This window comes from Streptomyces sp. NPDC004629 (genome assembly GCF_042873595.1).
GTDB lineage: Bacteria > Actinomycetota > Actinomycetes > Streptomycetales > Streptomycetaceae > Streptomyces.
This window is the reverse complement of sequence record NZ_JBIALO010000020.1, coordinates 16,441-31,031: the sequence shown is the minus strand read 5'-3', so window position 1 is coordinate 31,031 and position 14,591 is coordinate 16,441. Positions and strand designations below refer to the sequence as shown.

Annotated in this window: 13 protein-coding genes; 6 read left to right on the top strand and 7 right to left on the bottom strand. The window is 69.5% G+C overall.

The annotated features are described in order from the left end of the window. Positions 1-259 precede the first annotated feature (259 nt). Positions 260-523, bottom strand: coding sequence for a hypothetical protein (locus ACFYTE_RS27590; protein ID WP_388715780.1), 264 nt, complete (start codon positions 521-523; stop codon positions 260-262). A gap of 12 nt (positions 524-535) precedes the next feature. On the opposite strand from ACFYTE_RS27590, the gene ACFYTE_RS27585 reads away from it, so the two are divergent. Beyond that, complete coding sequence (locus tag ACFYTE_RS27585; protein ID WP_388715778.1) at positions 536-754, top strand: hypothetical protein; 219 nt, start codon at positions 536-538, stop codon at positions 752-754. Between the two features lie 73 nt (positions 755-827). Here ACFYTE_RS27585 and ACFYTE_RS27580 read toward each other — a convergent pair whose 3' ends face one another. From ACFYTE_RS27580 to ACFYTE_RS27565, 4 genes are all read right to left on the bottom strand, one after another. Next, complete coding sequence (locus ACFYTE_RS27580; RefSeq protein ID WP_388715775.1) at positions 828-2,417, bottom strand: DUF5597 domain-containing protein; 1,590 nt, start codon at positions 2,415-2,417, stop codon at positions 828-830. Positions 2,418-2,481: 64 nt separating this feature from the next. After that, entirely contained in the window at positions 2,482-3,996 is a 1,515-nt protein-coding gene (locus tag ACFYTE_RS27575) for a family 43 glycosylhydrolase (RefSeq protein ID WP_388715772.1), read from the bottom strand. 12 nt (positions 3,997-4,008) lie between these two features. Continuing rightward, positions 4,009-6,156 carry a beta-galactosidase gene (locus ACFYTE_RS27570; protein WP_388715769.1) on the bottom strand — a complete coding sequence of 716 codons (2,148 nt, stop codon included), beginning with the start codon at positions 6,154-6,156 and terminating at the stop codon, positions 4,009-4,011. Further along, complete coding sequence (locus tag ACFYTE_RS27565) at positions 6,153-7,130, bottom strand: LacI family DNA-binding transcriptional regulator (protein WP_388715767.1); 978 nt, start codon at positions 7,128-7,130, stop codon at positions 6,153-6,155. Before ACFYTE_RS27565 ends, ACFYTE_RS27570 begins: the two co-directional genes overlap by 4 nt. A 633-nt stretch (positions 7,131-7,763) precedes the next feature. On the opposite strand from ACFYTE_RS27565, the gene ACFYTE_RS27560 reads away from it, so the two are divergent. The 5 genes from ACFYTE_RS27560 (at position 7,764) to ACFYTE_RS27540 (ending at position 13,014) form a co-directional block, all read left to right on the top strand. Further along, a complete protein-coding gene (locus ACFYTE_RS27560; protein WP_388715766.1) occupies positions 7,764-9,137 on the top strand; it encodes an extracellular solute-binding protein in 1,374 nt (457 codons plus the stop codon). A gap of 3 nt (positions 9,138-9,140) precedes the next feature. Further along, on the top strand, positions 9,141-10,052 hold the full coding sequence (locus tag ACFYTE_RS27555; RefSeq protein WP_388715764.1) for a carbohydrate ABC transporter permease: 912 nt from the start codon (positions 9,141-9,143) through the stop codon (positions 10,050-10,052). Then, on the top strand, positions 10,049-10,963 hold the full coding sequence (locus ACFYTE_RS27550; protein WP_388715762.1) for a carbohydrate ABC transporter permease: 915 nt from the start codon (positions 10,049-10,051) through the stop codon (positions 10,961-10,963). The genes ACFYTE_RS27555 and ACFYTE_RS27550 overlap by 4 nt, the downstream gene beginning before the upstream one ends. A 109-nt stretch (positions 10,964-11,072) precedes the next feature. Further along, positions 11,073-12,692: a family 20 glycosylhydrolase gene (locus ACFYTE_RS27545; protein WP_388715759.1), complete on the top strand. Its 1,620-nt coding sequence runs from the start codon at positions 11,073-11,075 to the stop codon at positions 12,690-12,692. A gap of 73 nt (positions 12,693-12,765) precedes the next feature. Continuing rightward, on the top strand, positions 12,766-13,014 hold the full coding sequence (locus ACFYTE_RS27540; protein WP_388715756.1) for a hypothetical protein: 249 nt from the start codon (positions 12,766-12,768) through the stop codon (positions 13,012-13,014). Positions 13,015-13,023: 9 nt separating this feature from the next. Here the strand turns inward: ACFYTE_RS27540 and ACFYTE_RS27535 are convergent, their stop codons facing one another. Together ACFYTE_RS27535 and ACFYTE_RS27530 are read right to left on the bottom strand one after the other, a co-directional pair. Beyond that, positions 13,024-13,956 (bottom strand): TIGR03564 family F420-dependent LLM class oxidoreductase, encoded by a 933-nt coding sequence (locus ACFYTE_RS27535; protein ID WP_388715753.1) that lies wholly within the window; start codon positions 13,954-13,956, stop codon positions 13,024-13,026. 40 nt (positions 13,957-13,996) lie between these two features. After that, positions 13,997-14,584: a nuclear transport factor 2 family protein gene (locus ACFYTE_RS27530; protein WP_388715751.1), complete on the bottom strand. Its 588-nt coding sequence runs from the start codon at positions 14,582-14,584 to the stop codon at positions 13,997-13,999. Between the last annotated feature and the right edge of the window lie 7 nt (positions 14,585-14,591).

Sequence of the window (14,591 nt, the reverse complement as noted above, 5' to 3'; positions counted from 1 at the left end):
CCGTGGTCCGCAGGCTCGTGCCCGCGGACCACGGGAGAACATCCACGGGTGAGGCCGGTACGTCCCCCGCCGCGCCCTGGCGGCCAACCTCGGATCGTGTCCGGACCGGCGTCACCCAGCGGCACCGGCGGCGACGCCGGTGACTCGGCCGTCAGTCGCAGCACCACAGGACCGTCCGGCTCCGGTACCGGGGCTGACACCACGACGATGTCCGGGTCCCCGATACGGGCGCTGGCTTCGACCGTGCCGTCGCGCAGAATCAGTCCGTAGTGATGACGGTGATCGAGCCGCAGCAGGAACCGACCGCTGCCCTCGATCGTCGCCTCCGCAGGTCCCGCACGCGCGTGGCCAGGAGTCCAACGGAGCCATCCGAGCCGTCGGACGGGGCGGCCCAGGGCAGCCCACGTACCCCCCTCGGTTCCGGCTCCACGGTCGTCGCCGCCTCGCCGCCGGGCACGATCCAGCGCTCGTGCAGGGAGGTGTCGTCGAAACGGTCCTCGAACGCCGTCGACACCGCGGGCACCCGGTACCGTCCTTGTGGAAGACCGGCCAGCCGTCCCGCCAGCCAACACCGGCCAGGAACGTCTCGCGTCCCAGCAATTCCTTCACCGGCGCCCTCACGCCCATCTCCCTCACCAGCGTGGACCAGTCCGGTCACGAGATGGGCGTGATCGCCGCCCAACTCCTGCTGGAGCGCATCCGCGGCCGGTCCGAGGTGCGGAACGAGGTGTTCACCCCACGGCTCGTGGTGTGACGTACGACCGGCCAGGTCTGACGGTCCGGCGGCCCTGGGCCGATCCGTGCGGCGTCGGCCCGGGGTTCGAGTGTCATGCGCTCCCGAGGGAGTACACCGAGAAGCGCACCACCCCGGACGGGATCTCGCTGGTGGGCATGAAGCCGTGTACGCGGGTCGGCTCGGTCGCGACCCTTATCTGGGTGCCGGCGCCGGTCTCGTCCCCGTTCAGCCTCCTGCGCGGTACGAGTCCGCCGTTCTCGGCCACCATCTCCTCAGCCCGCAGGACGGCGACCGGCCGGCCGTCCCGGGGCAGGAGGCTCACCGAGAAGTTGTGGCCGATGGCGAGGTAGGTGTGTTCGTCGCTCTGCAGCAGGAGCCCGTACCCGCAGCCCTCGCTGTCGCCGCGTTCCGTGGCGGTCTTGACCAGGAACCGGTTCCGGCCGAGGGTGATCGTCTCCTCTTCCTGCCCGGATACTCTGAAGCCGCGCAGAAGGTCCTGCGTCCCGGCATCGAGGACTTCTTTCTGCACGGCCGCGAGTTGGGCGTACGCGCGGCGAAGAGCAAGGGTCTCCTGATCGGTCAAGGAGTCGACGCCGAACGGAGCGACGCCGATGGCACCGTACTTTCCGATGGCGAGGAAGATGTTCGAGACGCCATGGGCGTCGGCGCGCATCTCGGGCACGAACAAGGTGGAGTTGGTGTCGGAGTAGCTCTTGAACGGGATCTCGAAGTCGCCGAAGTACACGTCCGGCGCGAGAAACGCGATCGAGGGCGCGGCCAGCTTCCAGGCCGTGCTGACGTGCGGGAGTGGTCCCCCGCTGGGGAAGACACCAGGCACCTGGCCGCCGGCGAAGGCGGCGTCCTGTGACCCGGAGGCATCCGGGACGATCGAGTCGAGCCACGCGTTGACGAACAGCGGTACGTCATAGCGTTTCAGGCCCGCGGCGGCGACGTGCTCGACGTAAGCCGCATAGTGCCAGGCCATGAACAGCTCGGCCGTCCGGGCGGCGTCGCCCACCAGGCCGTCCCAGGTCGGGGTGGAAGCCTCGGCGGGGCAGCGGACGTACGGAAAGGCCTCCGCGCGCACCGCCTCCACCAGGGCGGACGGTACGGGCGCCGCCCAGGCGGCCGTCGCGTCCCCTCCGTACGAACGGGCGGTACCGAGGAGACCGACCTCGTTCTCCACCTGCACCATGATCACGGTCTTCTCATGGCCGTCGACACGCCCGAGGTGCTCCATGAAGGCGGCGAACGCGGTGGCGTCGGCGTCCCGGTTGGCCTCGGAAAAGGGGCTGAGGTTGTCGTACGGCTCGCCGTGCTCGTCGGTCTGCAGCGGAAACCGGGACGGGTCGAGTTTGACCCAGGCCGGCACGTAGCTTGAGCAGCCGTTCTTCCAGCTCCCGAACCACAACAGCACCAGCTTGAGCCCGTGCTCGCGTGCGCCGGACAGCATCGCGTCGACCAGGTCGAAGTCGAACTTCCCCTCCTGCGGCTCCACGAGTTCCCAGCTCACCGGAGCGAGCACGGTGTTCACCGCCGAGTCGGTGAAACGCTGCCACAGCGGCCGCAGGTAGTTCGCGCTGGACGACGAGGAATTGTGCACTTCGATGCCGCGGATCAGATACGGCTCTCCGTTCACGAGCAACTGGCCGGTGACGGCGTCTATGGAGTGGTCCTGCACGGTGGGGTCCCATCGGTGATGCACGGCTGAGGCGGCGGATTCGCAGCCCGTCGGTCGCTGGGTGTCACTGGTCCGTTCCGGGCCCGGTCTCCCAGCCCGCGTAGCGGAAGTCGGCGAACCGCACCGTGCCCTCGCTCGCGTGCAGGCCGACGACGCGGCCGGTGAACGATGCGCAGGTCTCCGCCGTCCAGTACCGCCCGTCCAGTTCGGCGAGGGGCGTCCCGTCGGCCAACAACGTGATCCGGTCGGCACGCGCCGCCGAGGCGGCCGCTGTCGGCGTACGCAGTTCCATGCGCAGTTCGACCGGGCCGGCGGGGAACGACCGCCGCCACTCCTGACGCAGGCCGACGACGGAACCCCACGCGGTGACGACCGTGGCTCCGTCCTCAGTCCTCGCTTCCAGACCGAAGTGATGTTGTTCGTCGTACCGTGCCGCCAGACCGCCCACGCCGCCGGACGCGTCCACCCTCGTGGTCACGTCCGCGTCGAGGTGGCGCTGCCGACGGCCGACGAAGACCGGACGTGGGTCGTCGAGCCCGGCCTCGCGGCCACGCAGAACCAGGTGACCGCCCCTGACCTCGGCCATGCTCCGCGGCGTGGCGCGGACGGCCAGCCAGCCGGGATCGTCGAGTGCGGTGCCGTCCTCGAACGAGAACACGACACTCTCGATGCCTGTGCGGGGCGCCAGGTCGACGGGGGCGAGGACCGGCCAGCCGTCCTCGGTCCAGGTGACATCGGTGAGGAACGTCTCCCGGCCCAGCGGGGAGAACGCCTGTGCCTCACCTACCGGACGCACTCCGAGCAGGACCAGCGCCCAGCCGCCGTCCGGAGTCTCGACCAGATCGGCGTGCCCCGTGTTCTGGACGCACCGCGGGGACCCGCTTGCCGTCAGCAACGGGTTGGCCGGATGACCGGTGAACGGACCGGTGAGCGACGGTCCACGGGCGACGCTGACGGCGTGCCCGCGCTCGGTGCCGCCCTCGGCGATCACCAAGTACCAGTGGTCACCGTGCCGGTACAGGTGCGGGGCCTCGGGGAACCGCAGTCCGGAACCGGACCACAGCGGGCGGGGGCGCTCCAGGGCCCGGCCGCCGGCCAGGTCGACTCGGACCTGCTCGATGCCGTAGTGGTGTCCCGCGTCCTCCCCGGTCAGCCGTAGCCCGGAGTAGGTGACGTAGGCGGTGCCGTCGTCGTCCCAGGCGAGGTCGGGGTCGATGCCGTCCACGCCGCTGATGGTCACCCCGTCGCTCCACGGGCCGACGGGATCGGTCGCGGTGAACACGACACAGCCGCGGGAGCTGCCGACCACCGTGACAATGACGTGGAAGAGGCCGTCGTGGTAGCGGATGGTGGGCGCGAAGACACCGGCGCCGGTGGCGACGGACGAGACCTCCACCTGCTCCGGGCGGTCGGCGACATGGCCGATGTGCTCCCAGTCGACCAGATCGGTACTACGGAACACCGGCAGGCCGGGGAGGTACTCGAACGTCGAGGTCACCAGGTAGTACACACCGTCGACGAGCACCACGCTTGGGTCCGGGTGGAAACCCGGGATCAGAGGGTTGGGCCGGTGGGCCATGATGTGCTCCTCTCAGGGCTCGACGGTGACGACGACGTCCCATGGACCCAGTTCGACGACGTCCCCGGCGCGGAACTTGCGGTCGGCGAGCACGTCCTCCAGATCGACGGGCACGGTGACCGTCTGCGGCTTCCACGCCCAGTTGTGGAGGACGTGCACGGTCCGGCCGCCGTCGTTGGCCGCGCTGTTGACGGTGACGCTGTGCGGCAGCGCGCCCCACAGCGCGGCCGTGGGGCGGGCCCACTCGAACAGGGCCTTGGCGAACGAGAGGCCGGGCAGGGTGCCCACGCAGGTGATGCGGCCCTCGCCGTACGACCGGGTCGTCACGGCCGCGAACTGTCCGAAGTGCGGGTGCTCGTAGGAGGCCAGAACCTGCGCGTCGGTGGCGATCAGGCCGTCCGCCCACCGATGGGCCGAGGCGTCGTCCGGCAGCCGCAGCCCGCCGTCGGGGGTGGCGGTCGCGGTCAGCTTCGCGTCGAGGTTGCTTGACTCCTCGTAGTGGGCGCCGGCTGGCCCCGACAGGACCGGGGGCGCGACCGCTTCCCGGGCGCGGCCCTCCTCGTCGGTGTATCCGGTGCGTGGACCCAGGACGAGGTGGCCACCGGCGGCGGCGTAAGCGGTGAGCCAGTCGAGCAGGCGCCGGTCGGCCACCTGCGCCCCCGCGGCGACGAGCAGCGGGTGCTCAGCGGCGAAGCGCTCGGGGTCCGGGCTTTCTTCGCCCGGTGCTCCGTGGAGGATCTGCTGGTCGTGGACGAGCCGTGCCTGCAGCCGGGCGTCGAACGCGCCCCGGTAGAAGGCGTCGAAGATCTCCTGGTACGCGCGCTGGTCCGGACGGCCGTACGGGTCGGCGAGCGGCGGCTGCTTCTCCATCAGCCACTTGCTGGCGGCGGAGTACAGGAAGACCACATCGCTGTGCGGGGTCAGGCCGACGACCGTCTCACCCGCGGTGGCGAACTCGGCTCCGAGCCTCGCTATCTCCCGGTAGGCACGGCCGGGCACGTTGCTGTGCGGCATGACGCCGCCCCAGTACGTCTCGGCGCCGAAGTGCAGGGTGTGCCAGTGCCAGTACTCGATCATCCCGGCGCCCCGGGCCACCAGGGCCCAGGCGGCCTGCCGCCACTGGCCGTCGTAGGCGGGCTTCCGGTGCCCCGCGTCGTTGATCGACGAGGCGTTCGTCTCGGTCACCAGGAAGGGCGCTTGGCGGGAGGCGTACATACGGTCGGCCGTCAGGTGCAGGGCGTGCACGCCGGTGGTGAACCAGTACCGCGGCAGGTGCTCGGGCTGCGGCAGCCGTAGCGAGTCCTGCATGCCGTAGTAGGCGTTACCGGAGGTGATGTCCAGTTCGCGAGCGACCAATTGGTCGTCCATGGCTGGGAGTTGATAGGCAATGCAGGTGGTGACGAACTGGCCGGGCTCGGTGTACTCCCGCACGACACCGGCCTGCCAGCGGATGAACTGAGCCGTCTGCTCGGCCTGGAAGCGGCGCCAAGCCAGGTCGTACTGCGGCTGGACGTTGCCGTCCGGCCGCCACAGGTCGGACCAGTCGGAAAGGCGATGCGACCAGTAGACCAGCCCCCATTCCTCGTTGAGCGTCTCGATGTCCCCGTAGCGGTGGCGCAGGTGGTCGACGAAGCTCTGGAAGACGCCGTGATTGTGCAGCAGGTGGAAGCCGGGTTCGTTGTCGACCTGGACGCCGATGACCGCGGGGTGGGAGACGTAGCGGTTCATGATGGCGCGGATGACCCGCTCGGCGTGGAAGCGGAAGGCGGCGTGGGTGAAATCGACCTCCTGGCGCGCGCCCCAGCCGACGCGCACACCGGTCGAGGTCTCACCGGCGATCTCGGGGTATCTACGGGCGAGCCACGGCGGCACCGCGTAGGTGGGCGTACCGAGTACGACCCGGATGCCCCGGGCGTGCGCCTGGTCGAGAACCGGTTGCAGCCAGTCCAGGTCGAAACGGCCGTCCTCGGGTTCCCAGGTCGACCACACGGACTCGCCCACGCGGATGACGCTGAATCCGGCGGAGGCCATGCGGTCGAAGTCCTCGGTGACCCGCCTGCCGCGCTGGTACTCGGCGTAGTAGGCCGCTCCGAAGAGGACGCGGCGTGGCAGACGCGTCGTGTCCGTCACGAATACTCCTGACTGTGCGTTGTCGGTCATCTGGGCGGCGCGGTCGACTCGCGGACGGCGAGCGTCGGTTCACCGAGATGCATACGGCGGCCGGTGGGGGTGGGAGAGGCGATCTCCTCGACGAGCAGCGCGACACCTTCGGCCGCCATGGCGTCCAGGTCCTGGACGATGGTGGTGAGGGCGGGGTTGAGGAAGCGTGCCGCCGGGATGTCGTCCATGGCCACGACGCTCACGTCGTCCGGCACCCGAAGTCCCCGCTCGTGCAGGGCCCGTATCAGACCGATCGCCATCTCGTCGTTGGCGACGAAAACACCGGTCATGGCCGCGTCCTCGGCGAGCCGGAGCCCTGCCGCGTAGCCGCCCGCGCAGGACCAGTCGCCCTCGACCGGGTCGGCCACCGGAAGACCGGCGTCGGTGAGCGCGGAGCGCCAGCCGTCGGCCCGGTCCCGCGCCGCCCACCAGCGGTCGGGACCGCAGACGTGGCGGATCTCCGTGTGGCCGAGGTCGATGAGGTGGCGGGTGGCCACATAGCCACTGCGATCGGCGCGTTCCGCCGCCTCTATACGGCGTGGGGCGGCGATGCTGTGGAACCGTCCCATGGTGAGCACCGGCACGTCGACGGTCACCGCGAGGGGGCCCTCATCGATGTCCTCGGGAAGGATGAGGCCGTCCACGCCCTGTTCCAGGAGCCGCTCGATGGGACCCACCAGAGCGTGACCGTCGTCCTCGTCGGAGTGCGCGACGATGGTCGCGTAACCCAGCCTGCGCGCAGCCTCCTCCGCGGCGACCAGCAGTGTCGTAGGACCGTACAGCCGGGCGCCGAGCGCGACGACACCGATGCGCCCCGTGCGCCCGGAGTTCAGGCTGCGGGCCGCCGCGTTGGGGCGGTACCGAAGCTGTCGCGCCGCGCGCAGCACTTTCTCCCGGACCTCGGGACGAACGTGCGGCTCGCCCCTCATCACCCGGGACACCGTCTTCTGTGACACGCCGGCCAGGCGTGCCACGTCGGTGCTCGCAGGCCGGGGAGCGACCCCGTCCCCGCCGGTCGGTACCACGGCTCACCGATCCCTTCATCGCTCGATCCGCCCGGTGGTGACTCGGCGCCGGGCAGTTGGACGCGCTCAGACTACGTAGTCATCCTCGGAATGGGAAGAATTCAGATCGCCGCCCATCCGGCGCCACCGATCTGTGACTGTGAGGCAGAGAAACTGGGAGTGGCAACACTCTTGACACGTGTGCGCCCGAGCGTTCAGGGTACCGCTTGACTTCGTAGTCAGGCAGAAGACGAAGGGGGCTCGCAGAGCGATCGCCGCCGTGCTCGGTCTCGCCGTGCCGGGAGACAGACCGGCGGTGGGGTCCGTGACCCACCGGAGATCGTCGCCCCGAATCGAGGAAGGGACACGAGCGGCGCCGGCGGCACGGTCCGCCGCGTCCCGGCACGGACTGTGCCGCGCAGGCGTGGTGCGCCCCCTGGGGTCAGGGTGGACGTCCGCCCGGGCTCAGGCGGCGGCGTGACCGAACCGTTGCGCCCGTAACCAGGCGACGCAGTCGCTCTGTGCCGACATGCAGTGTCCGTCGCGGTCGATGTTCGACAGCACCTGGGCGTTCGATCGCCCGGAAGAGGGAGTGCGCTACCCATGACCAGTCAGCAGGAGAACCGTTCGAGAGGGTGGAGCCGTCGCTCCTTCCTCGCCACGAGCGCCTTGGCCACCGCGGGGACGGCGCTGACCGCCTGTTCCGGCTCGGACGGCTCGTCCGACAAGGCGGTCGAGCCGCTGTCGTCGGCGAGCATGGCCGCCGCGCTGAAGAAGCCGGCGGAGATCACCTTCTGGACCTGGGTCGATCTCAAGAAGCAGGTGGCGATGTTCGAGGAGAAGTATCCGAACATCAAGGTCAAGGTCGTCAACGCCGGCCAGAGCAACGACGAGTACAAGAAGCTCAGGACGGCCCTGAAAGCGGGCAAGGGCGCGCCCGACGTGGTGCAGATCGGCTTCGACACCCTCAGCGCCTTCGTGGTCACCGAGGACCTGCTGGACCTGGCACCGTACGGCGCGGGCGACCTCAAGGACGACTACGTCGACTGGACGTGGAAGCAGGTGTCCGACGGCGTCAAGGTCTACGCGCTTCCACAGGACACCGGCCCGCTCGGCATGCTGTACCGCGAGGACGTCTTCGACCGCTACAAGCTGACCGTCCCGGAGACCTGGGAGGAGTTCGCCGAGCAGGGCCGCAAGCTGCACGCCGCGAACCCCGCGATCGCGATGACGAACCTGCCGAACAACGACGCGCCGAACCTGTTCGGGCTGGCTTGGCAGGCCGGCGCCCGGCCCTTCAAGGTGAACGGCACGAAAGTCACCATCGGTGTCAACTCGGCGAAGATGAAGGAACTGGCCGACTTCTGGACCCCGCTCGTGCAGCAGGGCGTCGTCTCGGCCGACGCGGACTTCAACAACGACTGGTACGCCGGCCTCACCAAGGGCACGTACGCCACCTGGGTCACCGCCGGCTGGGCTCCGCTCTTCCTGGAGGGCGCGGCCGCCAAAAGCTCCGGCAAGTGGCGGGTGGCACCCATACCGCAGTGGAGCGACGGGGCGCGAGTGTCGGGCAACTGGGGAGGGTCGACGAACGCGGTCACGGTGCAGACCAAGCACCCGGAGGCCGCGGCCGCCCTCGCCATGTTCATCAACCATGACAAGCAGTCGTCCCTGGGCATGGCGACCGACCTGTCCCTGTTCCCGCCGCTGCGCAGCACGCTGGAGGACCCGGCCTACATCGACGAGAAGTCCGCCTTCTTCGGCGGCCAGCAGGTCAACCGGATGTTCGCGGAGTACTCGGGGACGGTCAGCACCGACTTCCAGTGGAGCCCGTTCAACGACTACGTCACCAGCAGCTACAACCCGACCTTCGGCACCGCCCTGACCCGGAGGAAGTCGCTCTCGGACGCGCTGGACGCGTGGCAGGACGCGCTCACCGCCTACGCCCGCAAGCAGGGCTTCAAGGTGACCGGCTGAGTCATGGCTCTCGCACTTTCCGGGCGTCGAGGGCGCCCCCGGCAGCGCCGGCCGCACGGCCTGGCAGGGTTCCTCTTCGTCGCACCGTTCATGCTCGTGTTCACGGCGATGTTCGTGGCCCCGCTCGGTTACGCCGGCTACCTGAGTCTGTTCCGCGAACAGATCGTCGGCGGCACGGTCTTCACCGGCCTGGACAACTACATCGACGCCTTCAATGACCCCCAGCTCCGCGCGGGCCTGTCCCGCATCGTCAAGTTCTTCTTCGTCCAGGTCCCCCTCTCCCTGATCCTGGCCACCGTCTTCGCCCTGCTCATCGACTCCGGTCGGGTGTGGGCGCCGAAAGTGTTCCGGCTGGCGTTCTTCGTCCCGTACGCGGTCCCGGCCGTCGTCGCCAGCCTCCTGTGGGGCTACATGTACGGGCGGAAGTTCGGCGCCTTCACCCAACTCGCCGAATCCATCGGCCTGTCCAACCCGGACTTCCTGTCGGCCGGACACCTCCTCCCCTCGATCGCCAACGTCGTGACATGGGAGTTCACCGGCTACAACATGATCATCCTGTACGCGGCGCTCCAGGCCATCCCCGGCGATCTCTACGAGGCAGCCGCACTGGACGGCGCCGGGCCGATCCGTACCGCCCTGTACGTCAAACTGCCCCTGCTGCGGCCCGCGCTCGGCGTGATCCTGCTGTTCTCGATCATCGGAGCGTTCCAGCTCTTCAACGAACCGCAGGTGCTCATCCCGTCGGCGGGCGCGGCCATCACGCCGGACTGGACACCGAACCTGTACGTCTACAACCTCGCCTTCACCGACCAGCAGATCAACTATGCCGCCGCGGTCTCCTTCGCCCTCGGCCTGGTCATCCTCCTGGCGACGTACCTGGTCTTCGGCCTCGGAAAGCTGCGGAGGTCACGATGACCCAGACCCTCGACACTCCCGCCGTCTCCCGCACGCCGGCGCCCTCGGAAGCCCGGACCGGGCGGCGCAAGGACCGGAAGTCGGTCATCGCGACCGCCTTCCTCCTGGCCTTCCTCTGCTACTTCCTCGTACCGTTCTTCTGGCTGATCGTTTCGGCGACCAAGACCAACGGTGACCTGTTCGACTCCTTCGGCTTCTGGTTCTCCGGGCGATTCCACCTGTTCGACAACGTCCGGGAGCTCTTCGCGTACTCCGACGGCGTGTTCTGGCACTGGCTCGCCAACTCCGCCTGGTACGCGATCGCCGGCGCACTCGGAGCAGCCCTGCTGGCGACCTCGGCGGGGTACGGGTTCGCCAAGTTCGCCTTCTTCGGCCGGTCCGGCATGTTCACCCTGATCCTCGGCACGATCGCCGTGCCGACGACGGCACTGGCCGTCCCCACCTATCTGATGTTCAGCGAGGCGGGACTCACCGACACCCCGTGGGCGGTGATCCTGCCCTCGCTGGTCAACCCGATCGGCATCTATCTGATGCGCGCCTACGTGGCGGACTCGGTGCCCGACGAGGTGCTGGAGGCCGGGCGTATCGACGGGGCGGGTGAGGCCAGGATCTTCTTCCGCATCGCCCTGCCGATGACCGTGCCGGGCTTCACCACGGTGTTCCTGTTCTCCCTGGTGTCCACCTGGAACAACTACTTTCTGCCCCTGGTCATGATCAGCGACCCGCGCTGGTACCCCGTCACGGTCGGACTCGCCCAGATGAACGCCACCGCCAACGCCGGCGGTGGAGCGCAGGCTTTGTTCTCCGTGGTCATCACCGGCGCCCTGATATCGATCACCCCCCTGGTCATCGCGTTCCTGCTGCTGCAGCGGTTCTGGCAGTCCGGGCTCTCCGCGGGCGCCGTGAAGTGACCTCGCGGCCGGTGCCCCGCCGGGGTGCCGGCCGCCCCTCCCTGTTCATGTCCGTACTCCCGACGCCCGTCCGACTGGCCGGACGTCGTCCACGAGAGAGGAACTGGCTATGAGCACCAACGGTCCCAGCAGGCGCAGGATCATGGCGGGTGCGCTCGGCGCACTGGCCGGCGCCGCGGCGGCACAGACGGCACAGGCCACCACGCTCCCCGCGTCCGCGGCGTCGTCCGCAGCCGATGTGTCGGCCCGGCCGGTCACCATCCCCGCACTGCGGGAATGGGCGGCACGTTCCGGTTCCTTCCGGTTCGGCCCGTCCTCCCGCATCCTCGTCCGGCCCGCCGACTCCCGACGCCTTCGCTCCGACGTCCGGCTCTTCGTTGACGACCTGCGGGCACTGACCGGCGTGGCCTGCCCGGTCGTGGTGACGAACGCCGCCCCCAGAGACGGTGACGTGGTGCTCGACCTGTGTGCACGGGACACGGTCCTCGGCACCGAGGGGTACCAGCTCGCCGTCGGCGACAGCGTCCGCATCAGCGCGAGGGCGTCGACCGGAGTCTTCTACGGCACTCGCACCCTCCTCCAGCTCCTGCGGCAGAACACAACGGTCCCCGCCGGCACCGCCCGTGACTGGCCGCGCTACGCGGAACGCGGTCTGATGATCGACACCGCCCGCCAGCACCACTCCTACGACTGGTTCGTACAGCACATCAAGGAACTGTCCTACCTGAAGCTCAACCACCTCCATTGGCACTTCAGCGACGACCAGGGCTGGCGCATCGAGAGTGAGGCGGGCCTGCAGTCACCGGACTTCCTCACCAAGGACCAGGTACGCAGCCTGATCGAACTGGCGGCACGGCACCACATCACCGTGGTGCCCGAAGTCGACATGCCCGGCCACCTGGGCTGGGCACTGAAGGCCCACCCCGAGTTCCAGCTGAAGGACGCGGACGGCAAGGCAGCTCCCAACAAGCTCGACTACTCGATTCCGGCGGCCCGCGACTTCCTGCGCGAGATCGTCGAGGAGTTCCTGCCGCTGTTTCCCGGTCCCTACTGGCACATGGGCGCCGACGAGTTCCTCGGCGAGGCGGAGTTCGCCGACTACCCGCAGCTGGAGCAGTACGCCAAGGAGACGCTCGGCGCGTCCGCCACGGCGCTGGACGGCATCCACGGCCTGATCAACGAGTTCAACAGCCTGGTGCGATCCCGGGGCAAGACTCTCCGCGTCTGGAACGACACCTTCATACCCGGCAGTGCCTTCCCGGTCGACGACAACGTCATCGTGGAGTGGTGGACCGACCTCAACACCCCGATACCGAGCACCAACCCGGTGGCCCCGCAAGAACTCGTCTCCCAGGGCTACACCGTCCTCAACGCCGGCTTCTACCCCACCTACGCCTACCCCGACTATTTCAACCCGCCCGCGGCCACACCCCGGGCCATGTACGAGAACTGGTCCGTACACCGCTTCCACGGCTTCGCCTACACCGACGACAACGGCAGCGGGTATCCCTTCCACGACCTCGATCCGGCGGAGCCCGCCAACCGCGGTTCCGCCGTGCACTTCTGGAACGATGGTGAAACCACCACCTGGACCGAGGAGAAGACCACCGAGTCCCTTTTCCCGAGACTGCGGGTGATGGCGCAGCAGACGTGGGAGTCGGCCCCGCTGGTCAGCACGTACGCGGAGTTCGAGCCGATCGCCCGGCGGCTCGGCTCGGCACCGAGCTGAGTGGCCTGTACGGACGGCGGCCGACCGGCAGGTCGACCGCCGTCCGTACGTCCCCACAAACCAGATGTGCAGCATGGCGCCGACGAAGACGGCCGCCAAGGAGTTGACGCGCTTCGGCATCACCGTCAACGCGTACTGCCCGCAGGCCGCGTCACCGGGCCACCTCTCCTTCAACGCCACGCAGGAGGCGGCCGGCATCAGCGGCGCCGTGTTCTCGGTGCCCGGCGGCGGCCAGATCTCGCTGCACGCCGAGCTGCGCGAGGCGGTCCCCCAGCAGCTGATGAAGGGCTTCGTCTCCGCGGCCGAGCGACGGGAGTTCTGACCGGAGGACCTACTCGGCCTCGGTGGCCAGTTCCCGGAGCAGTTCCCTGCTCCGGCGCACCGAGGCCCGGCGGCTGTCCCCGTCGTCCCCCACCGGGACGATGAACGCCCAGACGTCGGTGGCTCCTGCGTCGAGCAGCGCGCGCACCCGGCGGCGCACGGCTGCCTCGTCACCCACGAGGGCGGCCTCGGCGGGGGAGGACTTGCCGCCGATCTCCAGGATGCGCCGGTAGTTGGGCAGGTCGCCGTAGACCGCGGCGGTGCGGGCCGTCGACTCCCGGGCGGCGTCCGGATCGTCGTGCACGGCCACGGGCAGCCCGGCGACGATCCGCGGGGCCGGGCGTCCGGCGTCCGCTGCGGCCTTGTGCAGGCGCGGAGCCACATGGGAACCCACTGCCCGGTCTGTGGCCATCCACAGCACCACCCCGTCCGCGCACTCACCGGCCACCCGCAGCAGCCGCGGCCCCAGCGCCGCCAGCAGCACCGGCACCCCCGCCTGAGGCAGCACGGCGGGCGGCGGGGTGTGCGCGGACCAGTGCTGTCCGGTGACGTCCGCCGGGTCGCCCCGCAGCAGGGTGGTCAGGATGCGCAGGTACTCCTCCGTGGCCGCTCCGGGAGCGTCGTACGACAGTCCCAGCACGTCCTCGACCAGTGGCCGGTGGGACGGACCGATGCCGAGGGTGAAGCCCGCCCGGCCCATGGCGAACGGCACCGATGCGGCACGGCTCGCCTGGAGGACAGGGTGGCAGGGATAGGTCTGGAGCACGGCCGTGCCCAGCTCGATCGACGAGGTGGCCCGGCCGGCGACCGCCAGCGCCGCCAGCGGGTCGCCCGCCACCGCGCTCGCGTACCACAGCGAGCTGAACCCGTCCCGCTCCGCATCCTCGGCCTGCCGCACCATCCGTTCGATGCTGCCTGCGCCCCCGGTCAGTCCGATGCGCACGCTCGTCCTCCCTTCCGTCCTCCTGCCGGAGGCAGAGCCGTCACCACCGCTGCGCGGATTCGTCCGCCAGGTCCAGCGGCCGGTGGTACGACAGGTCGGTGTCGTCCCGTGTGCCCTTGACGAACCCCTGCTTCTTGAAGAAGCCCGACTGCAGCAGGGAGGCGTCCGCGGTGAGCGCCAACTCGACGGTGCTGCGGCGTACGGCGATGCGCCAGGTGCCGTCGCGCCGCTCCAGTCGGTCGAGGTAGCGGCCGCTCATCAGCTGGGTGGTCCTGCCGTCGTGGGACAGCAGGCCGACCAGGACGTAGCTCTCGCAGTGTGCGGTGTCCCCGTGGATCTCGCACAGGTGCGTGGTGATGTTGTGCGTGTGCAGTTCGGCAGCCCCGGAGTGCACCGTGTTGGCCCACCGCGCGTACTCGGGGCCTGAATTGACGGCATGGCCGTGCTCGTCGACGCCGTCCTCGTGGTAGGTGGCGGTCAGCAGGTCCACGTCGAACCGGTCGTGTCCGCGCGCGTGCCGGGCGACGCAGTCGAGGATCTCCTGCCGGTCGGTCAGATACCGCACGTCGCGCTCCAGCCGCGCCAGCCGCTCGGCGGAGAACTCCGACGGCTCCGGTGTGCCGCTCATTAGAGGA